A 22,833-nucleotide genomic window follows, 5' to 3' on the forward strand; every position below is an offset into this window, starting at 1 on the left:
TGTACAAAATGTGGGAGCTGGCTTGCCTGCGATGCAGACACCTCGGTCTGTCTGATAAACCGAGGCGATGCTATCGCAGGCAAGCCAGCTCCCACACTTGACCGCGCGTCATCCCCAAACTCGGGGGCATATTCATATACCGTTTCGATCTAGCCAGCTCCCTGATTAGAAGAAGGTGCTGTGCTAGCATGCCCCGCTCGAACACGGCCCGCTGGCCGTCCATAAGATCGTTTTTCCGTGAGTAACCATGGTCGACAAACTGACGCATCTGAAACAGCTGGAGGCGGAAAGCATCCACATCATCCGCGAGGTCGCCGCCGAGTTCGATAACCCGGTGATGCTCTACTCGATCGGTAAAGACTCCGCCGTGATGCTGCACCTGGCACGCAAGGCGTTCTTCCCGGGCAAGCTGCCGTTCCCGGTGATGCACGTGGACACCCAGTGGAAATTCCAGGAGATGTACAAATTCCGCGACAAGATGGTCGAGGAACTGGGCCTGGAGCTGATCACCCACGTCAACCCGGATGGCGTGGCGCAGGGCATCAACCCGTTCACCCACGGCAGCGCCAAGCACACCGACATCATGAAGACCGAGGGCCTCAAGCAAGCCCTGGACAAGCATGGTTTCGACGCAGCATTCGGCGGTGCCCGTCGCGATGAAGAGAAATCCCGCGCCAAAGAGCGCGTGTACTCGTTCCGCGACAGCAAGCACCGCTGGGATCCGAAGAACCAGCGCCCGGAGCTGTGGAACGTCTACAACGGCAACGTCAACAAGGGCGAGTCGATCCGTGTGTTCCCGCTGTCCAACTGGACCGAGCTGGACATCTGGCAGTACATCTACCTCGAAGGCATCCCGATCGTGCCGCTGTACTTCGCCGCCGAACGTGAAGTGATCGAGAAGAACGGCACGTTGATCATGATCGACGACGACCGCATCCTCGAGCACTTGTCCGACGAAGACAAAGCCCGAATCGTCAAAAAGAAAGTACGTTTCCGTACCCTTGGCTGCTACCCGTTGACGGGCGCGGTGGAGTCCGAAGCCGAGACGCTGACGGACATCATTCAGGAAATGCTCCTGACGCGAACTTCCGAGCGCCAGGGCCGTGTCATCGACCACGATGGTGCAGGCTCGATGGAAGATAAAAAACGTCAAGGCTATTTCTAAGGGGCTGTCATGTCGCATCAATCTGATTTGATCAGCGAGGACATCCTCGCCTACCTGGGCCAGCACGAGCGCAAAGAGATGTTGCGCTTCCTGACCTGCGGCAACGTCGACGACGGCAAGAGCACCCTGATCGGGCGCCTGCTGCACGACTCCAAGATGATCTACGAAGATCACCTGGAAGCCATCACCCGCGATTCGAAGAAAGTCGGCACCACCGGTGACGACATCGACCTGGCATTGCTGGTCGACGGCCTGCAGGCCGAGCGTGAGCAGGGCATCACCATCGATGTCGCGTACCGCTACTTCTCCACCGCCAAGCGCAAATTCATCATCGCCGACACCCCCGGCCATGAGCAGTACACCCGCAACATGGCCACCGGTGCCTCCACCTGTGACCTGGCGATCATCCTGATCGACGCCCGCTACGGCGTGCAGACCCAGACCCGTCGCCACAGCTACATCGCGTCGTTGCTGGGCATCAAGCACATCGTGATTGCCGTCAACAAGATGGACATCAACGGCTTTGACCAAAGCGTGTTCGAGTCGATCAAGGCCGATTACCTGAAGTTCGCCGAAGGTATCGCGTTCAAGCCGAGCACCATGGCCTTTGTGCCGATGTCGGCGCTCAAGGGCGACAACGTGGTGAACAAGAGCGAGCGTTCGCCTTGGTACACCGGCCAGTCGCTGATGGAGATCCTCGAAACCGTCGAGATCGCCAACGACCGCAACTACACCGACCTGCGTTTCCCGGTGCAGTACGTCAACCGTCCAAACCTGAACTTCCGTGGTTTTGCCGGCACCCTGGCCAGCGGCATCGTGCACAAGGGCGACGAAGTCGTGGTGCTGCCGTCGGGCAAGAGCAGCCGCGTCAAATCCATCGTCACCTTTGAAGGTGAGCTGGAAAACGCCGGCCCAGGCCAGGCCGTGACCCTGACCATGGAAGACGAGATCGACATCTCCCGTGGCGACCTGCTGGTACACGCCGACAACGTGCCGCAAGTGACCGACGCCTTCGACGCCATGCTGGTGTGGATGGCCGAAGAGCCGATGCTGCCGGGCAAGAAATACGACATCAAGCGCGCCACCAGCTACGTGCCGGGTTCCATCACCAGCATCGTGCATCGCGTAGATGTGAACACCCTGGCCGAAGGCCCGGCGAGTTCCCTGCAATTGAACGAGATCGGCCGGGTCAAGGTCAGCCTTGACGCCGCCATCGCCCTGGACGGTTACGACAGCAACCGCACCACCGGTGCGTTTATCGTCATCGACCGTTTGACCAACGGCACTGTGGCCGCGGGCATGATCATCGCGCCGCCGGTGACCCACGGCAGCTCGGCGCAGCACGGCAAGTTGGCCCACGTGGCCACCGAAGAACGCGCACAGCGCTTCGGCCAGCAGCCGGCCACCGTGCTGTTCAGCGGCCTGTCGGGCGCTGGCAAGAGCACCCTGGCCTATGCGGTTGAGCGCAAGCTGTTCGACATGGGCCGTGCGGTGTTTGTGCTGGATGGCCAGAACCTGCGTCACGACCTGAACAAAGGCCTGCCGCAGGACCGTGCCGGTCGCACCGAGAACTGGCGGCGTGCCGCTCACGTGGCGCGCCAGTTCAACGAAGCGGGCCTGCTGACCCTGGCTGCGTTCGTTGCCCCGGATGCCGAAGGCCGTGAACAGGCCAAGGCGCTGATCGGCGGTGATCGTTTGCTGACGGTCTACGTGCAAGCGTCGCCGCTGGTGTGCGCCGAGCGTGATCCGCAAGGTTTGTACGCGGCGGGTGGGGATAACATCCCGGGTGAGTCCTTCCCGTACGACGTGCCGTTGAATGCCGATCTGGTGATCGACACTCAGGCGTTGTCGCTGGAAGAGAGCGTCAAGCAAGTGCTGGAGCTGTTGCGTCAGCGCGGCGCGATCTAAGGATTGCCGTCACAAAAAAGCCCGCCACCGATCACTCGGTGGCGGGCTTTTTTATGTCCTCAAGACCGGACTCGGTCAATGTGGGAGCTGGCTTTTGTGGGAGCTGGCTTGCCTGCGATAGCATCACCTCGGTTCAACTGATGTACCGAGGTGCCTGCATCGCAGGCAAGCCAGCTCCCACATTTTGATCACTTTCTGTCTGGGAATTCGGTGTGCAGCGTGTCTAGCAGGGCATCCTTGTCTTCCCACAGCTTATTGATCCAACCCTGGAACGCCGTCCGATACTCCCCATCCTGCTCATAATTTTTGCCAATGAACTCAGCCGGGATCTGCACCTCTTCAAACTGCACCACAACGTCCTGCACATTCCCGCACAGCAAATCCCAATACCCAGGGCGCCCAGCCGGATAGTGAATGGTCACATTGACCAATGACTTCAACTGCTCACCCATCGCATCCAGTACAAACGCAATGCCACCGGCCTTGGGCTTGAGCAAATAGCGGAACGGTGACTTCTGCTGCGCATGCTTGCCCGGAGTAAACCGCGTGCCTTCGGCAAAGTTGAAAATGCCCACTGGGTTGTCGCGAAACTTCGCACAGGTCTTGCGGGTGGTTTCCAGGTCCTTGCCTTTCTTCTCCGGGTGCTTTTCCAGGTACGCCTTGGTGTAGCGCTTCATGAAGGGGAAGCCCAAAGCCCACCACGCCAAGCCAATCACCGGCACCCAGATCAGTTCCTGCTTGAGGAAGAATTTGAGTGGGCGAATCCGGCGATTGAGCACGTACTGCAACACCATGATGTCGACCCAGCTCTGGTGGTTGCTGGTCACCAGGTACGAGTGCTGATAGTCCAGGCCTTCCAGGCCCTTGATGTGCCAGCGCGTGCGGCGCACCAGGTTCATCCAGCCTTTGTTGTTGGTCACCCAGGCTTCGTGAGTGTGGTTCATCAGCCATTCACTGAAGCGCTTGGCGAACGGCAACGCCTTGAACAGCGCGACGATAAACAGGAACGAGCACAACAGGATCGTGTTCAGCGCCAGCAACAACGACGCGATCACCCCGCGCACGGCGGCAGGTAGAAAATCCAGCATTTAGATATCCATAGGTCGGTTGGCGGCTTGGATCGCAGTCAGTGCGATGGTGTACACGATGTCATCCACCTGGGCGCCGCGTGGCAGGTCGTTGACCGGTTTGCGCAGGCCCTGGAGCATCGGCCCCAGGCTTACGCAATCGGCGCTGCGTTGCACGGCCTTGTGGGTGGTGTTGCCGGTGTTCAGGTCCGGGAACACGAACACGGTGGCTTTACCGGCGACCAGGCTGTTCGGTGCCAACTGGCGGGCCACGTTTTCGTTGGCGGCGGCGTCGTATTGCAGCGGGCCGTCGATCAGCAGCGAGCTTTGCTGCTCGTGGGCGAGCAGGGTGGCTTCGCGGACTTTCTCCACTTCTTCGCCGCTGGCCGAATCGCCGCTGGAATAGCTGATCATCGCCACGCGCGGCGTGATGCCGAACGCGGCGGCCGAGTCGGCGCTTTGCAGGGCAATCTCCGCCAACTCGGCGGCGCTTGGGTGCGGGTTCATCACGCAGTCGCCGTACACCAGCACTTGCTCGGGAAAGAGCATGAAGAACACCGACGACACCAGCGTGCAGCCCGGCGCGGTCTTGATCAGTTGCAGGGCTGGGCGGATGGTGTTGGCGGTGGAGTGAATGACGCCGGAGACCAGGCCATCCACTTCATCCAGCGCGAGCATCATGGTGGCGATCACCACAGTGTCTTCCAATTGTTGCTCGGCCATCGGCGCGTTGAGGCTTTTGCTCTTGCGCAGGGCCACCATCGGTTCGACGTAGCGCTGGCGGATCAGGTCCGGGTCGAGAATCTCCAGGCCTTCGGGCAATTCGATGCCTTGGGCGCGGGCGACCGCTTCAACATCCGCCGGTTTGGCCAGCAGCACGCAACGGGCAATCCCGCGCGCCTGGCAGATTGCGGCGGCTTGCACGGTCAGCGGCTCGCTGCCTTCGGGCAGGACGATGCGCTTGTTGGCGGCCTGGGCGCGCTGGATCAACTGGTAGCGGAACACTGCCGGCGACAGGCGCATCTCCCGTGGCGTGCCACAGCGTTGGTGCAGCCAGCGCGCATCGAGGTGGCTGGCGACGAAGTCGGTGATGATCTCCGCGCGCTCGCGGTCATCGATGGGGATTTCTTTGTTGAGGCTATTGAGCTGGTTGGCGGTGTCGTAGGAACCGGTGCTCACCGACAGCACGGGCAGCCCGGCCTGGAACGCGCCACGGCACAGATCCATGATGCGCGGGTCGGGCAGGGTGTCGCTGGTCAGCAGCAGGCCGGCCAGGGGCACGCCGTTGATCGCGGCCAGGCTGACGGCGAGGATGATGTCATCGCGATCGCCGGGGGTTACCACCAGCACGCCGGGCTTGAGCAGCTCCACGGTGTTGCGCATGGTGCGCGCGCAAATGATGATCTTGGTCATGCGCCGGCTTTCGTAGTCGCCGGCGTTGAGGATCTGTGCGCCCATCAGGTCGGCCACGTCGCGGGTGCGTGGGGCGTTGAGTTCCGGCTGATAGGGAATGCAGCCGAGCAGGCGGAAATCACCGCTGCGCAACAGCGGCGAATGTTCCTTCAGGCGCGCGGAGAAGACCTCCATGCTTTCGTCGGTGCGCACCTTGTTGAGGATCACGCCGAGCACTTTCGGGTCTTTCGGGCCGCCAAACAGCTGGGCCTGCAATTCCACACGGCCGGAGAGTTCGGTGAGCACTTCGTTTTCCGGGGCAGAGACCAGGATCACTTCCGCATCCAGGCTCTTGGCCAGGTGCAGGTTGACCCGGGCGGCATAGCTGGCGCTGCGGGTCGGCACCATGCCTTCGACGATCAGCACATCCTTGCCTACGGCGGCCTGTTGATACAGGGTGATGATTTCTTCGAGCAGCTCATCGAGCTGGCCGTCGCCGAGCATGCGCTCCACATGGGCCAGGCCCAGGGGTTGTGGCGGCTTCAGGCCGTGGGTGCGCGCCACCAGCTCGGTGGAGCGTTCGGGGCCGGTGTCGCCGGGGTGCGGCTGGGCAATGGGCTTGAAGAACCCGACTTTCAGCCCGGCCCGCTCAAGGGTGCGCACCAGCCCAAGGCTGATGGAGGTCAGACCCACACCAAAATCGGTGGGCGCGATAAAAAAAGTCTGCATGCGAATTCTCTGGAGGTGCATGGCTTGGGTGACGCTCTATGGCTGAGCGTCTACCGCGAATCAGGCGCCAAGGTTATCGTTATTCGTGCACTTGCGCACACCAGCCGCAGGTAAAGGGCTGGCCTATTTTTTCCTGGCGCTGTGCGGGGTCGAGCACCCAGGCGCGGGACTGCCATGGCGGCTGGTGGCGCAGGTGCTGGGTGTGGCCGCAAGACAGCTCGGCAACCCAGTGCTGGTCGTCGTCCTGGTGAAAACCGGTGACCGTCGAGTCGCGTGTGCGACCCCGTCTGTCCGGGTTCTGTTCGCTTTCGGGCAAATCCTTGTTTAGACTTGTCCGTTCTTCATTCTTATGCAAAAGGTCTCGCCCCATGACGATCGCCGCTAACAAGGCTGTCTCCATCGACTATACCCTGACCAACGACGCTGGTGAGGTCATCGACAGCTCCGCCGGCGGCGCGCCGCTGGTCTACCTGCAAGGCGCAGGTAACATCATCCCAGGCCTGGAAAAGGCTCTGGAAGGCAAGAACGTTGGTGATGAACTGACTGTTGCCGTAGAACCTGAAGATGCCTACGGCGAGTACTCGGCCGAACTGGTCAGCACCCTGAGCCGCAGCATGTTCGAAGGCGTTGACGAGCTGGAAGTGGGCATGCAGTTCCACGCTTCCGCGCCGGACGGCCAAATGCAGATCGTCACCATCCGTGATCTGGACGGCGACGACGTCACCGTTGACGGCAACCACCCGCTGGCTGGCCAGCGCCTGAACTTCCAAGTGAAGATCGTTGCCATCCGCGACGCTTCCCAGGAAGAAGTGGCTCACGGCCACGTTCACGGTGAAGGCGGTCACCAGCACTGATTGATGCATTGATCAGCTGCTAGCAAAAACGCCCCGACCTGTTCGGGGCGTTTTTTTGTACCCAAAGAAAGAATGTATGCAATCCCAATGTGGGAGCGGGCTTGCCCGCGATGGCGGTGGGTCAGCAACACCTATGCAAGCTGATCCACCGCTATCGCAGGCAAGCCAGCTCCCACACAAGCCAGCTCCCACACAAGCCAGTTCCCACATGCTGAACTGTGCAATTCATATTTCAGGCACAAACAAAAATGCCCCGGACCTTTCGGTACGGGGCATTTCTTAACTGTTGCGTAACCGGGGTTACGCGGCAGTTGTTACCACTTAGGCTGCTGCAGCGACGTTCAGAGCCTTGATGTGGCCATTCAGACGGCTCTTATGACGAGCGGCCTTGTTCTTGTGGATGATGCCTTTATCGGCCATACGGTCGATAACAGGCACAGCCAGAACGTAAGCTGCTTGAGCTTTTTCAGCGTCTTTGGTGTCGATGGCTTTAACTACATTCTTGATGTAGGTACGAACCATGGAACGCAGGCTGGCGTTGTGGCTGCGACGCTTCTCAGCCTGTTTTGCACGTTTTTTGGCGGAAGGTGTGTTGGCCACCGTCGAGCTCCTCGAAAGACTTTTTAGGAAATAGCAAACAAAATAGGCCGCGAATCATGCCGATGACTTGATGTGTTGTCAAGAGCGGCTGATGCGAACTGCTGAGTGGTCGATCTGAAGAGGCGGGTGATTTATTTCCGGCGCTTGACCTGTAAACTCGCGAGCTTTGGCTCTGTGCTGTTGCAGGCGCGCAGTATCGCATAAGTAGGCGCGTTGTTCGCCTGCTGTTTATCTAATAGGCGCAAACTCTTTCAATGAACCTCCTCAAATCGTTGGCCGCCGTCAGCTCTATCACGATGATCTCGCGGGTTTTGGGCTTCGTGCGCGACACCTTGCTGGCGCGCATTTTTGGCGCCAGCATGGCCACGGACGCCTTCTTCATTGCGTTTAAACTGCCCAACCTGCTGCGGCGGATCTTCGCCGAGGGCGCTTTTTCCCAGGCGTTCGTGCCAATCCTGGCCGAATACAAGACCCAGCAAGGCGAGGAAGCGACGCGCACCTTTATTGCCTATGTCTCGGGCCTGCTGACCCTGGCGCTGATGCTGGTCACCCTCATCGGCATGCTCGCTGCGCCCTGGGTGATCTGGGCCACGGCCCCCGGTTTTGCCAATACCCCGGAAAAGTTCGCGCTGACCACCGACCTGCTGCGGGTGACCTTTCCTTATATATTGCTGATTTCCCTGTCATCCCTGGCCGGGGCGATCCTCAACACCTGGAACCGTTTTTCGGTGCCCGCTTTCGTGCCGACCCTGCTCAACGTCAGCATGATCCTCTTCGCGCTGTTCCTCACGCCGTACTTCGACCCACCGGTCATGGCCCTGGGCTGGGCCGTGCTGGCCGGTGGTCTGGCACAGTTGCTCTACCAACTGCCGCACCTGAAAAAGATCGGCATGCTGGTGCTGCCGCGCCTCAATCTGAAGGACACCGGCGTCTGGCGCGTGATGCGCAATATGTTGCCGGCGATCCTCGGGGTGTCCGTCAGTCAGATTTCCCTGATCATCAATACCGCGTTCGCCTCGCTGCTGGTGTCGGGCTCGGTGTCGTGGATGTACTACGCCGACCGCCTGATGGAACTGCCGTCCGGCGTGCTCGGCGTGGCCTTGGGCACCATCCTGCTGCCGACCCTGGCGCGCACCTACGCCAGCAAGGACCGCCAGGAATACTCGCGCATCCTCGATTGGGGCCTGCGCCTGTGTTTTGTGCTGGTGCTGCCGTGCTCCCTGGCGCTGGGGATTCTGGCCGAGCCGCTGACCGTGTCGCTGTTCCAATACGGCCAGTTCGATGCCCATGACGCCCTGATGACGCAGCACGCGCTGGTCGCCTACTCGGTCGGCCTGCTCGGCATCATTGTTATCAAGGTGCTGGCGCCGGGTTTCTATGCCCAGCAAAACATCCGTACACCGGTGAAAATCGCAATTTTCACGCTGATCGTCACGCAACTGCTCAACCTGGTATTTATCGGCCCGCTGGCCCATGCCGGCCTGGCCCTGGCCATCAGTGCCGGTGCGTGCATCAACGCCGGCCTGCTGTTCTACCAACTGCGCAAACAGCAGATGTTCCAGCCGCAGCCAGGCTGGGGCCTGTTTGCCCTCAAGCTGGTGGTGGCGGTGACGGCGATGTCGGCGGTATTGCTTGGCCTGATGCACTTCATGCCTGCCTGGGACGAAGGCCATATGCTGGAGCGTTTCCTGCGGCTTGGCGTGCTGGTGGTGGCCGGTGTGGTGGTGTACTTCGGGATGTTGCTGTTGCAGGGCTTTCGCCTGCGGGATTTCAATCGCAAGTCGATTGGCTAGAGCGTTTGTCGCGATAAAACGGCTGTTTTATCGATTCGACCCATTTGGCCTGTTCTGTTGCCTGTCGTCCGGGGCTGGGTGTGGTTATAATCGACCACTTTATGAGCAAGAAGCGCGTTATGCAGCTGGTTCGAGGTCTCCACAACCTGCGCCCCCAGCATCGGGGCTGCGTCGCCACTATTGGCAACTTTGACGGTGTTCACCGTGGCCACCAGGCTATCCTGGCCAGGCTGCGCGAGCGCGCGGTCGAGTTGGGCGTGCCCAGCTGCGTGGTGATATTTGAGCCACAGCCGCGGGAATATTTCAGCCCCGAGACGGCGCCGGCACGTCTGGCCCGCCTGCGGGACAAGCTGCAACTGCTGGCCGATGAAGGCGTGGACCGTGTTCTCTGCCTGGCCTTCAACCAGCGTTTGCAAAGCCTCAGCGCTGCCGAGTTCGTTGACCGAATCCTGGTGGACGGCCTGGGCGTGCAGCACCTGGAGGTCGGCGACGACTTCCGCTTTGGCTGCGACCGCGTCGGCGATTTCGATTTCCTGCAACAGGCTGGCGTCAATCAAGGTTTTACCGTCGAAGCCGCGCAAACCGTCGAACTGGACGGCCTGCGCGTGAGCAGCACCCAGGTGCGTAACGCCCTGGCCGCCGCTGACTTCGCGTTGGCCGAGCGTTTGCTCGGTCGCCCGTTCCGCATTGCCGGGCGGGTCCTGCACGGCCAGAAGCTGGCGCGCCAACTGGGCACGCCAACCGCCAACGTGCAGCTCAAGCGCCGTCGTGTGCCACTCACCGGGGTTTACCTGGTGAGTGTCGATATCGACGGCCAACCGTGGCCGGGAGTCGCCAACATAGGCGTCAGGCCCACGGTTGCAGGTGATGGCAAGGCCCACCTGGAAGTTCACCTTTTGGATTTTGCCGGTGATCTGTATGACCGGCGTTTGACGGTGGTTTTCCACCAAAAGCTGCGTGAAGAGCAGCGTTTCGCCTCCCTTGAGGCGTTGAAAACGGCGATCAATGCGGATGTCGCCGCCGCCCGTGCACTAGCCGCACCTAGCGCCCATCGCTAACCGAAGAGCCTTAAATGACCGACTATAAAGCCACGCTAAACCTTCCGGACACCGCCTTCCCAATGAAGGCCGGCCTGCCACAGCGCGAACCGCAGATCCTGCAGCGCTGGGACAGTATTGGCCTGTACGGAAAGTTGCGCGAGATTGGCAAGGATCGTCCGAAATTCGTCCTGCACGACGGCCCTCCTTATGCCAACGGCACGATTCACATCGGTCATGCGCTGAACAAGATTCTCAAGGACATGATCCTGCGCTCGAAAACCCTGTCGGGCTTCGACGCGCCGTACGTCCCGGGCTGGGACTGCCATGGCCTGCCGATCGAACACAAGGTCGAAGTGACCCACGGCAAGAACCTGGGCGCGGATAAAACCCGCGAACTGTGCCGTGCCTACGCCACCGAGCAGATCGAAGGGCAGAAGTCAGAATTCATCCGCCTGGGCGTGCTCGGCGAGTGGGACAACCCGTACAAGACCATGAACTTCAAGAACGAGGCCGGTGAAATCCGCGCCTTGGCCGAAATCGTCAAGGGCGGTTTCGTGTTCAAGGGCCTCAAGCCCGTGAACTGGTGCTTTGACTGCGGTTCGGCCCTGGCCGAAGCGGAAGTCGAGTACGAAGACAAGAAGTCCTCGACCATCGACGTGGCCTTCCCGATCGCCGACGAGGCCAAGCTGGCCGAGGCTTTCGGCCTGGCATCGCTGGCCAAGCCTGCCGCCATCGTGATCTGGACCACCACCCCGTGGACCATCCCGGCCAACCAGGCGCTGAACGTGCACCCGGAATTCACCTACGCCCTGGTGGACGTCGGTGATCGCCTGCTGGTGCTGGCCGAAGAAATGGTCGAAGCCTGCCTGGCGCGCTACGAGCTGCAAGGTTCGGTCATCGCCACCACCACCGGCACCGCGCTGGAGCTGATCAACTTCCGTCACCCGTTTTACGACCGCCTGTCGCCGGTGTACCTGGCTGACTACGTCGAGTTGGGTTCGGGTACCGGTATCGTTCACTGCTCGCCTGCCTACGGCGTAGACGACTTCGTGATCTGCAAGAAGTACGGCATGGTCAACGATGACATCATCAACCCGGTGCAAAGCAACGGCGTGTACGTGCCGTCGCTGGAGTTCTTCGGCGGCCAATTCATCTTCAAGGCCGACCAGCCGATCATCGAAAAGCTGCGTGAAGTCGGTGCGCTGATGCAAACCGCCACCATCCAGCACAGCTATATGCACTGCTGGCGCCACAAGACCCCGCTGATCTACCGCGCCACCGCGCAGTGGTTCATCGGCATGGACAAAGAGCCCACCAGCGGCGATACCCTGCGTAACCGCGCGATCAAGGCCATCGAAGACACCAAGTTCGTCCCGGCCTGGGGCCAGGCGCGCCTGCACTCGATGATCGCCAACCGCCCGGACTGGTGCATCTCGCGCCAGCGTAACTGGGGCGTGCCGATCCCTTTCTTCCTGAACAAGGAAAGCGGCGAGCTGCACCCGCGTACCGTAGAGCTGATGGAAGTCGTGGCCCAGCGCGTTGAACAGGAAGGCATCGAAGCCTGGTTCAAGATGGACGCCGCCGAACTGCTGGGCGACGAAGCGCCGCAGTACGACAAGATCAGCGACACCCTCGACGTGTGGTTCGACTCGGGCACCACCCACTGGCACGTCCTGCGTGGCTCGCACCCGATGGGTCACGAGACCGGCCCGCGTGCCGACCTGTACCTGGAAGGTTCGGACCAACACCGTGGCTGGTTCCATTCGTCCCTGCTGACCGGTTGCGCCATCGATAACCACGCGCCGTACCGCGAACTGCTGACCCACGGCTTCACCGTCGACGAGACGGGCCGCAAGATGTCCAAGTCGCTGAAAAACGTGATCGAGCCGAAGAAGATCAACGACACCCTGGGCGCCGACATCATGCGTCTGTGGGTGGCGTCGACCGACTACTCCGGCGAGATCGCCGTGTCGGACCAGATCCTGGCCCGCAGCGCCGATGCCTACCGTCGTATCCGTAATACCGCACGCTTCCTGCTGTCGAACCTGACCGGTTTCAACCCGGCCACCGACATCCTGCCGGCCGAGGACATGCTCGCCCTGGACCGTTGGGCCGTGGACCGTACCCTGTTGCTGCAGCGCGAGTTGCAGGAAAACTACGGCGAATACCGCTTCTGGAACGTCTACTCGAAGATCCACAACTTCTGCGTGCAGGAGTTGGGTGGTTTCTACCTCGACATCATCAAGGACCGCCAGTACACCACCGGCGCCAACAGCAAGGCGCGCCGTTCGGCGCAGACCGCGCTGTATCACATCTCCGAAGCGCTGGTGCGCTGGATCGCACCGATCCTGGCCTTTACCGCCGACGAACTGTGGGAATACCTGCCGGGCGAGCGTAACGAATCCGTGATGCTCAACACCTGGTACGAAGGCCTGACCGAACTGCCGGCCGACTTCGAACTGGGCCGCGAGTACTGGGAAGGCGTGATGGCCGTCAAGGTTGCGGTGAACAAGGAGCTGGAAGTGCAGCGTGCGGCGAAGGCCGTCGGTGGCAACCTGCAAGCCGAAGTCACCCTGTTTGCCGAGGAAGGCCTCACCGCCGACCTGGCCAAGCTGAGCAACGAACTGCGCTTCGTGCTGATCACCTCCACCGCAAGCCTGGCGCCATTCGCCCAGGCCCCGGCGGACGCGGTCGCCACCGAAGTGCCGGGTCTCAAACTCAAGGTGGTCAAGTCGGCCTTCGCCAAGTGCGCCCGTTGCTGGCACTGCCGTGAAGACGTCGGCGTGAACCCTGAGCACCCGGAAATTTGTGGTCGTTGCGTCGACAACATCAGCGGTGCTGGCGAGGTTCGTCACTATGCCTAATGCAGCCAGTCGTTTTGGACGCCTGGGCTGGCTCGTACTGAGCGTGCTGGTCCTGGTCATTGACCAGGTCAGCAAGGCTCACTTCGAAGGCGCCTTGCAGATGTACCAGCAGATCGTGGTCATTCCCGACTACTTCAGCTGGACCCTGGCCTACAACACCGGTGCGGCGTTCAGCTTCCTCGCCGACGGTGGTGGCTGGCAGCGCTGGCTGTTCGCCCTGATCGCCGTGGTGGTCAGTGCGGTGCTGGTGGTCTGGCTCAAGCGCCTCGGCCGCGACGACACCTGGCTGGCCATCGCCCTGGCCCTGGTGCTGGGCGGCGCGCTGGGCAACCTGTACGACCGCATTGCCCTGGGCCATGTGATCGACTTTATCCTCGTGCATTGGCAGAACCGCTGGTACTTCCCGGCGTTCAATTTTGCCGACAGCGCCATCACCGTCGGTGCAATCATGCTGGCGTTGGACATGTTCAAAAGTAAGAAAACCGGAGAGACCGTCAATGACTGATCAGGTATTGGCTGAGCAACGCATCGGCCAGAACACGGAAGTCACCTTGCATTTCGCACTGCGCCTGGAGAATGGCGACACGGTCGACAGCACGTTCGACAAAGCCCCGGCGACCTTCAAGGTCGGCGACGGCAACCTGCTGCCGGGTTTCGAAGCGGCCCTGTTCGGCTTCAAGGCTGGCGACAAGCGCAACCTGCAGATCCTGCCGGAAAACGCCTTTGGCCAGCCCAACCCGCAAAACGTGCAGATCATCCCGCGTTCGCAGTTCGAAGGCATGGACCTGTCGGAAGGCTTGCTGGTGATCTTCAATGATGCGGCGAATACCGAATTGCCTGGCGTGGTGAAAACCTTCGATGACACGCAAGTGACCATCGACTTCAACCACCCGCTGTCCGGTAAAACCTTGACCTTTGACGTTGAAATCATCGACGTTAAAGCGCTCTGACTGACGAAACCGGTTCCTGCGGGTGGCGGCTTGTGTGGGAGCTGGCTTGCCTGCGATTGCATCACCTCGGTGTACTTGATACACAGAGTCGTCTGCATCGCGGGCAAGCCCGGCTCCCACAGAGGCTTGCACTTATAGAGCTGAGTTGATCCAATTTCTTGCCCTGCAAGACACGAGGCACAGCATGCACATCAAACTCGCCAACCCCCGTGGCTTCTGCGCCGGCGTGGACCGTGCGATCGAAATCGTCAACCGCGCCCTGGAAGTCTTCGGGCCGCCGATCTACGTGCGCCATGAAGTCGTCCACAACAAATTCGTGGTCGAAGACCTGCGCGCACGTGGCGCGATCTTCGTCGAAGAGTTGGACCAAGTGCCGGACGACGTGATCGTCATCTTCAGCGCCCACGGTGTTTCCCAGGCAGTGCGTACCGAAGCGGCAGGCCGTGGCCTGAAAGTCTTCGACGCCACCTGCCCGCTGGTGACCAAGGTACACATCGAAGTCGCACGCTACAGCCGTGACGGCCGTGAATGCATCCTGATCGGCCACGCCGGCCACCCGGAAGTCGAAGGCACCATGGGCCAGTACGACGCCAGCAATGGCGGTGCCATCTACCTGGTGGAAGACGAAAAAGACGTCGCCAACCTGCAGGTGCACAATCCCGAGCGCCTGGCCTTCGTGACCCAGACCACCTTGTCCATGGACGACACCAGCCGCGTCATCGACGCCCTGCGCAGTCGCTTCCCGGCCATCGGTGGCCCGCGCAAGGACGACATCTGCTACGCCACGCAAAACCGCCAGGACGCAGTCAAGCAGCTGGCCGACGAGTGTGATGTGGTCCTGGTGGTCGGCAGCCCTAACAGCTCCAACTCCAACCGCCTGCGTGAGCTGGCCGAGCGCATGGCTACACCGGCGTACCTGATCGACGGCGCGGAAGACATGCAACGCAGCTGGTTCGATGGCGTCGAACGTATCGGCATCACTGCCGGTGCCTCGGCCCCGGAAGTCCTGGTGCGCGGTGTGATCCAACAACTGCACGCCTGGGGCGCCACCGGTGCCGATGAGTTGGCCGGTCGTGAAGAAAACATCACTTTCTCCATGCCCAAGGAGCTGCGGGTTCGCTCGTTGCTCTGAATGCCAGGGTGCCGGAGTAACTCCGGCACAACGCCTGTTCGGCCCTGTCGCTGCGCAGGCTGATACGCCCGCTGGGCGCCAGTACCACTTGGTACTGGCTTTGCGCCTGGTCCGTGGCGCACACATGCACCGTGCCCGCCCGAAACCCCCCGCCTGAAAATACCGGTTCGCCCAGCCCGCTGAAGCGCACCTGGCTCTTGACCGGGCCATTGCCGACAATCGCTACGCGCCCGCTGTCCTGGTGCTCCAGCAGCACTGGATTGCCCTCATCCAGGTGGCCACGCCCGCTTACATCCACGATCACCCGCCAACCTCGGCTCCAGTCTTCGTCCTGGGCGTGAATGACCACGGCCCGGTTGCGTGCGATGGCTTCGGTGCGCGCGTAGCGCAGCCCGCCGGCCAGGGATTGTGCGGCGCTATGTCGTTGCTGTGATTCGAGCAGGTTCTTGAAACTGGGCACGGCCAGGTTCGCCAGGATGCCGCTCATGATCAGCCCGAGCAGCAGTTCAATCAGGGTGAAACCGCGTTGTTGCATAGGTCATCCCTCCGTGGATGTGGGTGCAGTCCTAGGTATAGCGCCTGCACCTTAACCCTGGATGATGGCCTTTTTGTCCAAAGTATTTCCCTTTGTTCCGGTAGCACCACGGATGAAAAACCGGCGCTAGTCTTGGCTGCACAGCAGGTTTTTCCTGCTTCTTTTTTGGCCCTCGACACGGACGACGACGGTAATGCTTGCCTGCCCGAACACATTTTTTCCCCGCGCCTTGCTTCGGTGCCAAACCGGCATGACGCTGATCGAAGTGCTGGTCGCACTATTGATTCTCTGCGTTGGCCTGTTGGGGGCGGCCGCCATCCAGCTCAATGCGCTCAAGTACACCGACAGTTCCAGGATGATCAGCCAGGCCAGTTTCATTGCCTATGACATGCTCGACCGCATCCGCGCCAACGCCGCCGCCGACTACGCGTGGGGCCGCGCAGAACGTGCGCCGGCCAGCAGTGCCAACGCTAGCGTGCGTGATCTGGACCTGCATGATTTCGAAGCCAATATCCTCGGATTTGCCGGGCCGAGCGCCAAAGGCTCGGTGGCGGTTCGCGCCAATGAAGTGACCGTCACCATCAGTTGGGATGACCGGCGGGCCACGAACACCAGCGACGCACGAGAGACCTTTACCTTGTCCAGTCGCATCAGTCGTGAGCCTGGAGTGGCACCATGAGCCAGCGTCTTCGCGGTTTCAGCCTGGTTGAGTTGCTGCTGGCGCTGGCCATCGGGCTGGTGCTGGTGGCTGGGGTCAGTCAGGTGGTGATCAGTTCCCGCATGACACAGGCCAGCCAGCAGGCGGCGATGTTGCTGCAGGATGATGCGCGGTTTGTTCTTGGCAAGATGACTCAGGACATCCGCCAGGCGGGCATGTTTGGCTGCCTGGGCATGGCGCTTATCGAGAATGCCCCGGCGGCCTTTGATCAGCCCGTGCGTTGGAGCGCCGGGAACGGTTCAGCGTCACTGACGTTGGTGACGGTGGATAGCGGCGATGGCGGCGGCAAGCCCGATTGGACGGTGCTGTCCGATTGCACGGGGGCCGCCGAGGCGTTCATCGGCAGCGCACCCGTGCCTTTGCCTGGGCAGATTCGCTTTGGATTACGACAGATCACCTACACCTTCGAGGCGGGCCAGTTGAAGGTCAGTACGCCTGCCGCACCGGCCAAGGCGGTGCTGGTGGATAACGTGCAGGCGTTTGATATCAGCTTCGGCGTGGCCGCCAAGCCTGACTCGGTGGAAGTGGTGCGTTATGACGCCAGCCCCGATGATGAATCCCTGATCCGCAGCGTGCGTATCCTGATGACGCTTCAGGACCCAACGGGGCGGGTCAAGGAGCAAACCTACAGCGTCGTAGCCGCGCTGCGAAACCGTCTGGGTTAGGGCGAGCATGGGCATTTCTCAACGCGCAAATGTGCGGCAGGGGGGCATGGTGTTGCTGATCAGCCTGGTGTTTCTGCTGTTGTTGTCGCTGATTGGCTTGGCGTCGATGCAGGGCGCGGTATCCCAGCAGAAGGCCGCCGCTAGCCTGTGGCATCGCAACCAGTCGCTGCAAAGTGCCGAAAGTGGCCTGAGGCTGGGGGAGTCGGTCGTACAGCGGGTACCTTCGGCCTTGCCGGAGTGTCGGTCCGTTATCACCTGCGCGCCGCCGGGCGAGGCGTTTTTACTGAGCGGTGCTGGAGTGAACCCGGTTTCCGGCGTTACCTGGGTCGCTCTCAAGGACGGCTTCTACGGCATTCAGTCCTTGGGCCCTGCCGTGGGGCTGGCTCATTTACCGGCGCAAGTATCGGCCGCCGTGTACCGAGTGACGGCGGTCGGGCTAAGCGGCCAAGCCCGTACAGTCTTGGAAAGCGTGTACGCGCGAGTAGACGGGGAGGGCAGCTCGCGGTTTCGACGGGTGGCTTGGCGGCAACTTCAATAAGGAGCGGTTGAATGGATAAGGATAGCCAGGGTTTTACCCTGATCGAGTTGCTGGTTGCCGTGGCAATCATTGGGGTGCTGGCCGGGATTGCTTACCCCGGCTATAGCGGCCAGGTAAAAAAGGTCTATCGCGGGCAAATTGTCGCGCTGTTGACCGAGCAGGCGCAGTACCTGGAGCGCTTTTATGCGCGCAATGGCAGTTTTATTGACGCCAGCGGCGTCAGTGCGGGCAATGATCGCTATAGAATCACCGCTGTATTGAACCCTCAGGATTTCCGCCTGCTGGCCACGCCCATTGCTGACTCGGTGATGGCCGCTGACCCTTGCGGCGGCTTCAGCCTGACCAGCGCCGGCGCGCGGGCCAACCCTGGCGCAGCACCGGATATGTCGCGCACGCTGTGCTGGGGGCAATGATGATAGTGCTGGATGATTGGGCGCCGGGTGCGCTTGTCCCTATTTATCGGCTGGATCGAATAATGGCTAAGCAACAGCGAGTGGTGGTGGTCGGTGGTGGCGTAATCGGCTTGTTGACGGCGTTCAACCTGGCGACCCAGGGGCAGGCGGTGGTACTGCTGGAGCGTGCCGGCGTGGGGCAGGAGTCTTCCTGGGCTGGTGGCGGCATTGTTTCGCCGTTGTACCCGTGGCGCTACAGCCCGGCGGTCACGGCGCTGGCCCATTGGTCGCAGGATTTTTATCCACAGCTTGCACAGCGCCTGTTTGCTGCCACGGGCGTTGATCCTGAAGTCCACACCACCGGCTTGTACTGGCTCGACCTGGAAGACGAAGCCGAAGCGCTGGCCTGGGCGGCACGGGAAGGCCGCCCGTTGAGCAAGGTGGATGTTTCGGCCGCCCATGATGCGGTGCCGGTGTTGGGCGGTGGCTATTCCCAGGCGATCTTCATGGCCAATGTCGCCAATGTGCGCAACCCTCGGCTGGTCAAGTCCCTCAAGGCGGCGCTGTTGGCGCTGCCGGGTGTGACCCTGCATGAACAATGCGAGGTGACCGGCTTTGTACAGGACGCCGGCAATGTCGTCGGGGTGAACACCACGGGTGGCCCGATCCTCGGCGATCAGGTGGTCTTGGCGGCGGGGGCGTGGAGCGGTGAGTTGCTGGGTACTCTGGGCTTGTCGCTACCGGTGGAGCCAGTCAAGGGCCAGATGATCTTGTACAAGTGTGCTGCGGACTTCCTATCGAGCATGGTCCTGGCCAAGGGGCGTTATGCGATCCCGCGGCGTGACGGGCATATCTTGATCGGCAGCACCCTGGAGCATGAGGGTTTCGACAAGACGCCGACCGACACTGCGTTGGAAAGCTTGAAGGTGTCGGCGGTCGAGCTGATTCCGGCCTTGGCCGAGGCGGAAGTGGTCGGGCATTGGGCGGGCTTGCGTCCGGGTTCGCCGGAAGGCATTCCGTATATTGGCCAGGTGCCGGGGTTCAGTGGCTTGTGGCTCAACTGCGGGCATTACCGCAATGGGCTGGTGCTTGCGCCGGCGTCCTGCCAGTTGTTTACCGACTTGTTGCTGGGACATGCGCCGATCATCGACCCGGCGCCATATGCCCCGCAAGGTCGAATCAACGCTGGATAGACTTCGGCCCTTGTTCCAGGTGAGGTTGGCTGCAATACCATGCCTGGCCTGAGCTCAGGGCGTGATTTTGCGGCAAATGCACGCCGCAGTGGGCGCAGCGCACCATCAATGCGGCGTCGGGTTCGGCGGCGCGCTGCTGTTTGGCAGCCGGGCTTTTGAATTTACGCCAGAACCATACTGCGGCGGCAATAATGGCAATCCAGAACAGTAGACGAACCATGGTGGGCAGCTTCTCGACGAGGAATGCGCCAGTTTAGCCAAGGACATGGCAGGCGCACAGCGCAATAATGCTTGCCCATAAAAAAGGGAGCCCCGAGGGGCTCCCTTTTTGCGTTGCGTCAACGGATCAGTCGAACACACCGAAGGTCATGTAGCTGAACCACGAGCGGTCCTGGTTGTTGCCCAGGGCTTGCGGGGCTTCTTCTTCGATCACGTCGCCGTTCTCGTCATGAGGCTTGAGCTCCGAAGGAATGGCTTCCTTGGCGTCCTGGAACTGTTTCATCACGTCCTGGTTGGCGCGGGTTTCGCCCGGCGGCAGCGGTGGACGGGACTCGATCAGGCCCAAGGTGTACTTGCTCAGCCACGAGCGGTTGTCCGCTTCGGCGACTTGAGGCACGAACTGGCCGTCTTTCAGGCTTGGGTGATCAGGGTAGTTCAGCTTCAGGGTTTCCAGGCTGGTGCTGGCCAGGTCGTCCAAGTGCAGGCGCTGGTAAGCCTCGGTCATCACGGCCAGGCCGTCACCCACGGATGGGGTTTCCTGGAAGTTTTCCACTACATAGCGGCCACGGTTGGCGGCAGCGACATAGGCCTGACGGGTCAGGTAGTAGTGGGCGACGTGGATCTCGTAGGAGGCCAGCAGGTTGCGCAGGTAGATCATGCGCTGCTTGGCGTCCGGCGCGTAGCGGCTGTTCGGGTAGCGGCTGGTCAGCTGGGCGAACTCGTTGTAGGAGTCGCGGGCAGCGCCCGGGTCACGCTTGGTCATGTCCAGCGGCAGGAAGCGCGCCAGCAGGCCAACGTCCTGGTCAAACGAGGTCAGGCCCTTGAGGTAGTAGGCGTAGTCCACGTTCGGGTGCTGCGGGTGCAGGCGGATAAAACGCTCGGCAGCGGACTTGGCAGCTTCCGGCTCGGCGTTCTTGTAGTTGGCGTAGATCAGCTCAAGCTGCGCCTGGTCGGCGTAGCGGCCGAACGGATAACGCGACTCCAGTGCCTTCAGCTTGGCTGTGGCGCTGGTGTAGCTATTATTGTCCAAGTCTTTCTGAGCCAGCTGGTACAACTCGACTTCGCTCAGGTTTTCGTCGACGACGTCCTTTGTTGACGAGCAAGCAGCAGTCATGGCGAGGATGGCGATCAGCAGCAGGTGTTTCACTTGCATGGCGGCTTGCGTCCCTATGACGGCCGCTGTCTTGGGCGGGGCCGTCCTGTTATGATGAGCGCCCCGTTGAAAGCCTCGGGGCAAAAGACGCCGTATTTAACCACAAGCGCGCAGCCGAAACCAAAGGCTGTGCCACGCCTAGTCTGAGCATGTCCGATAAAATTGAACTTCGCGCAGAGGTGCCGTCCGAATTGGGCGGCCAACGCCTCGATCAAGTCGCCGCACAATTATTCGCTGAGCACTCGCGCTCGCGCCTTTCCGCCTGGATCAAAGACGGCCGCCTGACTGTGGATGGAGCGGTTATCCGCCCGCGAGACATAGTTCATGGCGGTGCGATTCTTGAGCTGACTGCCGAGCAGGAAGCCCAGGGAGAATGGATCGCCCAGGACATTGAGCTGGACATCGTCTATGAAGACGACGACATCCTGGTCATCAACAAACCCGCAGGCCTGGTGGTACACCCGGCGGCCGGGCACGCTGATGGCACCTTGCTCAATGCCCTGTTGCACCACGTGCCGGACATCGTCAATGTCCCGCGCTGCGGCATCGTGCACCGTCTGGACAAGGACACCACCGGCTTGATGGTGGTGGCCAAGACCATTCAGGCGCAGACGCAGCTGGTCACACAACTGCAGAGTCGCAGCGTCAGCCGCATCTACGAGTGCATCGTGATCGGTGTCGTGGTGGCCGGTGGCAAGATCAACGCGCCGATCGGTCGTCACGGCCAGCAGCGCCAGCGTATGGCGGTGATGGAAGGTGGCAAGCAGGCCGTCAGCCACTACCGTGTGCTGGAGCGTTTCCGTTCCCACACCCACGTGCGGGTCAAGCTGGAAACCGGTCGTACCCACCAGATTCGCGTGCACATGGCCCACATCAACTTCCCGTTGGTCGGAGATCCGGCCTACGGCGGCCGCTTCCGTATTCCGCCGGCGGCGAGTCAGACCATGGTCGAATCGCTGAAGTCGTTCCCGCGCCAGGCACTGCATGCACGTTTCCTGGAACTGGATCATCCGACGAGCGGTAAGCGCATGAGCTGGGAATCGCCTCTGCCAGACGATTTGGTGTGGTTGCTGTCGCTGCTCAAGCAGGATCGCGAGGCGTTTATCGGATGAGTGACTGGCTGATACCTGACTGGCCCGCGCCGGCTCGGGTAAAAGCCTGTGTCACCACCCGTGCGGGCGGCGTCAGCCTGGCGCCGTTCGACAGCCTCAACCTGGGCGATCACGTCGAGGACAGCCTGGAGGCCGTCCTTGAGAATCGCCGTCGTCTGAGTGATGCCTTTGATATCCAGCCGGCCTGGCTGCGTCAGGTTCATGGTGTGACTGTGGTCGAAGCTGACCCAAACTGCACCGCTGAAGCCGATGGCAGTTGGACCAGCACCCCTGGCATCGCGTGCACTTCAATGACTGCCGATTGCCTGCCCGCACTGTTCTGCAACCGTGCTGGCACTCGCGTCGCCGCCGCCCATGCCGGTTGGCGTGGCCTGGCGGCGGGCGTGCTGGAAGCGGCGTTTGAAAGCCTGGATACGGAGCCTGGCGAGGTTCTGGTCTGGCTCGGCCCGGCGATTGGCCCGCAAGCTTTTGAAGTCGGCCCGGAAGTGCGGGAAGCCTTCACGCAGCAATTGCCGATCACCGCCGAAGCCTTTGCGCCCAGTCGCAACCCCGGCAAGTTCATGGCCGACATCTATAAGCTCGCTCGCCTGCGCCTTGCCGCACACGGCGTCACCGCTGTTTATGGTGGCGGTTTCTGTACGGTGACCGATCCGCGCTTCTTTTCTTACCGCCGCAGTCCTCGTACCGGCCGGTTTGCCTCCCTTATCTGGCTTGAGCGCTAGACTCTTCTGACTTGCGTCAACTGCCCGGCGCTTGAAACTCCCAGAATCCACCCCATCTATAAGGGTATCTGGCAGGTTTCTTCATTCAGGAT

23 protein-coding genes are annotated in these 22,833 nt (G+C 61.3%); 16 read left to right on the forward strand and 7 right to left on the reverse strand.

What is annotated here, in order from left to right; translation table 11 throughout:
• Window positions 1–247 precede the first annotated feature (247 nt).
• Together cysD and cysN are read left to right on the forward strand one after the other, a co-directional pair.
• Window positions 248–1,165, forward strand: coding sequence for a sulfate adenylyltransferase subunit CysD (gene cysD / locus ACU688_RS06285; RefSeq protein ID WP_017735179.1), 918 nt, complete (start codon window positions 248–250; stop codon window positions 1,163–1,165).
• A 9-nt stretch (window positions 1,166–1,174) separates the two neighbouring features.
• On the forward strand, window positions 1,175–3,073 hold the full coding sequence (cysN, locus tag ACU688_RS06290; protein ID WP_448184097.1) for a sulfate adenylyltransferase subunit CysN: 1,899 nt from the start codon (window positions 1,175–1,177) through the stop codon (window positions 3,071–3,073).
• A 188-nt stretch (window positions 3,074–3,261) separates the two neighbouring features.
• On the opposite strand, the gene yihG is transcribed toward cysN, so the two are convergent.
• From yihG to ACU688_RS06305, 3 genes are all read right to left on the reverse strand, one after another.
• A complete protein-coding gene (gene yihG / locus ACU688_RS06295; protein ID WP_448184098.1) occupies window positions 3,262–4,161 on the reverse strand; it encodes a 1-acylglycerol-3-phosphate O-acyltransferase, YihG family in 900 nt (299 codons plus the stop codon).
• The gene (pta, locus tag ACU688_RS06300; protein ID WP_124529837.1) at window positions 4,162–6,261 is read right to left on the reverse strand and encodes a phosphate acetyltransferase; all 2,100 of its coding nucleotides are present in this window, start codon (window positions 6,259–6,261) and stop codon (window positions 4,162–4,164) included. It lies immediately after the preceding gene.
• A 79-nt stretch (window positions 6,262–6,340) separates the two neighbouring features.
• Window positions 6,341–6,631 (reverse strand): DUF3565 domain-containing protein, encoded by a 291-nt coding sequence (locus ACU688_RS06305; protein WP_448184839.1) that lies wholly within the window; start codon window positions 6,629–6,631, stop codon window positions 6,341–6,343.
• Between ACU688_RS06305 and ACU688_RS06310 the strand changes: the two genes are divergently transcribed.
• Entirely contained in the window at window positions 6,630–7,115 is a 486-nt protein-coding gene (locus tag ACU688_RS06310; protein WP_016976314.1) for an FKBP-type peptidyl-prolyl cis-trans isomerase, read from the forward strand. The genes ACU688_RS06305 and ACU688_RS06310 overlap by 2 nt on opposite strands.
• A 321-nt stretch (window positions 7,116–7,436) precedes the next feature.
• On the opposite strand, the gene rpsT is transcribed toward ACU688_RS06310, so the two are convergent.
• Window positions 7,437–7,715: a 30S ribosomal protein S20 gene (gene rpsT / locus ACU688_RS06315; RefSeq protein WP_003171647.1), complete on the reverse strand. Its 279-nt coding sequence runs from the start codon at window positions 7,713–7,715 to the stop codon at window positions 7,437–7,439.
• 254 nt (window positions 7,716–7,969) lie between these two features.
• On the opposite strand from rpsT, the gene murJ reads away from it, so the two are divergent.
• The 6 genes from murJ (at window position 7,970) to ispH (ending at window position 15,494) form a co-directional block, all read left to right on the forward strand.
• A complete protein-coding gene (gene murJ, locus ACU688_RS06320; RefSeq protein ID WP_448184099.1) occupies window positions 7,970–9,508 on the forward strand; it encodes a murein biosynthesis integral membrane protein MurJ in 1,539 nt (512 codons plus the stop codon).
• 119 nt (window positions 9,509–9,627) lie between these two features.
• Window positions 9,628–10,566 carry a bifunctional riboflavin kinase/FAD synthetase gene (ribF, locus tag ACU688_RS06325; protein WP_448184100.1) on the forward strand — a complete coding sequence of 313 codons (939 nt, stop codon included), beginning with the start codon at window positions 9,628–9,630 and terminating at the stop codon, window positions 10,564–10,566.
• A gap of 14 nt (window positions 10,567–10,580) precedes the next feature.
• A complete protein-coding gene (ileS, locus tag ACU688_RS06330; RefSeq protein ID WP_448184101.1) occupies window positions 10,581–13,412 on the forward strand; it encodes an isoleucine--tRNA ligase in 2,832 nt (943 codons plus the stop codon).
• Complete coding sequence (gene lspA, locus ACU688_RS06335) at window positions 13,405–13,917, forward strand: signal peptidase II (RefSeq protein ID WP_017737909.1); 513 nt, start codon at window positions 13,405–13,407, stop codon at window positions 13,915–13,917. The genes ileS and lspA overlap by 8 nt, the downstream gene beginning before the upstream one ends.
• A gap of 7 nt (window positions 13,918–13,924) precedes the next feature.
• Complete coding sequence (locus tag ACU688_RS06340; protein WP_448184840.1) at window positions 13,925–14,362, forward strand: FKBP-type peptidyl-prolyl cis-trans isomerase; 438 nt, start codon at window positions 13,925–13,927, stop codon at window positions 14,360–14,362.
• 184 nt (window positions 14,363–14,546) lie between these two features.
• A complete protein-coding gene (ispH, locus tag ACU688_RS06345; protein WP_448184102.1) occupies window positions 14,547–15,494 on the forward strand; it encodes a 4-hydroxy-3-methylbut-2-enyl diphosphate reductase in 948 nt (315 codons plus the stop codon).
• Here ispH and ACU688_RS06350 read toward each other — a convergent pair.
• Window positions 15,448–16,029 (reverse strand): GspH/FimT family pseudopilin, encoded by a 582-nt coding sequence (locus ACU688_RS06350; RefSeq protein WP_448184103.1) that lies wholly within the window; start codon window positions 16,027–16,029, stop codon window positions 15,448–15,450. The two genes, ispH and ACU688_RS06350, sit on opposite strands and share 47 nt — an antisense overlap.
• A 193-nt stretch (window positions 16,030–16,222) precedes the next feature.
• On the opposite strand from ACU688_RS06350, the gene pilV reads away from it, so the two are divergent.
• From pilV to thiO, 5 genes are all read left to right on the forward strand, one after another.
• A complete protein-coding gene (pilV, locus tag ACU688_RS06355) occupies window positions 16,223–16,708 on the forward strand; it encodes a type IV pilus modification protein PilV (protein ID WP_448184104.1) in 486 nt (161 codons plus the stop codon).
• Complete coding sequence (locus tag ACU688_RS06360; RefSeq protein ID WP_448184105.1) at window positions 16,705–17,412, forward strand: PilW family protein; 708 nt, start codon at window positions 16,705–16,707, stop codon at window positions 17,410–17,412. Before pilV ends, ACU688_RS06360 begins: the two co-directional genes overlap by 4 nt.
• A gap of 7 nt (window positions 17,413–17,419) precedes the next feature.
• Complete coding sequence (locus tag ACU688_RS06365; protein ID WP_448184106.1) at window positions 17,420–17,950, forward strand: PilX N-terminal domain-containing pilus assembly protein; 531 nt, start codon at window positions 17,420–17,422, stop codon at window positions 17,948–17,950.
• A gap of 11 nt (window positions 17,951–17,961) precedes the next feature.
• Window positions 17,962–18,363 (forward strand): type IV pilin protein, encoded by a 402-nt coding sequence (locus tag ACU688_RS06370; protein ID WP_448184107.1) that lies wholly within the window; start codon window positions 17,962–17,964, stop codon window positions 18,361–18,363.
• Between the two features lie 62 nt (window positions 18,364–18,425).
• On the forward strand, window positions 18,426–19,535 hold the full coding sequence (thiO, locus tag ACU688_RS06375) for a glycine oxidase ThiO (RefSeq protein ID WP_448184108.1): 1,110 nt from the start codon (window positions 18,426–18,428) through the stop codon (window positions 19,533–19,535).
• On the opposite strand, the gene ACU688_RS06380 is transcribed toward thiO, so the two are convergent.
• Window positions 19,522–19,755 (reverse strand): PP0621 family protein, encoded by a 234-nt coding sequence (locus ACU688_RS06380; RefSeq protein ID WP_448184109.1) that lies wholly within the window; start codon window positions 19,753–19,755, stop codon window positions 19,522–19,524. The genes thiO and ACU688_RS06380 overlap by 14 nt on opposite strands.
• Window positions 19,756–19,881: 126 nt before the next feature.
• Window positions 19,882–20,907: an outer membrane protein assembly factor BamD gene (locus ACU688_RS06385; RefSeq protein ID WP_124527531.1), complete on the reverse strand. Its 1,026-nt coding sequence runs from the start codon at window positions 20,905–20,907 to the stop codon at window positions 19,882–19,884.
• Between the two features lie 149 nt (window positions 20,908–21,056).
• Between ACU688_RS06385 and rluD the strand changes: the two genes are divergently transcribed.
• Together rluD and pgeF are read left to right on the forward strand one after the other, a co-directional pair.
• Window positions 21,057–22,019, forward strand: a complete 963-nt coding sequence (gene rluD, locus ACU688_RS06390; protein ID WP_017737920.1) for a 23S rRNA pseudouridine(1911/1915/1917) synthase RluD — start codon at window positions 21,057–21,059, stop codon at window positions 22,017–22,019.
• The gene (gene pgeF / locus ACU688_RS06395; RefSeq protein WP_448184110.1) at window positions 22,016–22,741 is read left to right on the forward strand and encodes a peptidoglycan editing factor PgeF; all 726 of its coding nucleotides are present in this window, start codon (window positions 22,016–22,018) and stop codon (window positions 22,739–22,741) included. The genes rluD and pgeF overlap by 4 nt, the downstream gene beginning before the upstream one ends.
• The last annotated feature ends 92 nt before the right edge of the window (window positions 22,742–22,833 follow it).

The organism is Pseudomonas acericola (SeqCode) (assembly GCF_053456465.1).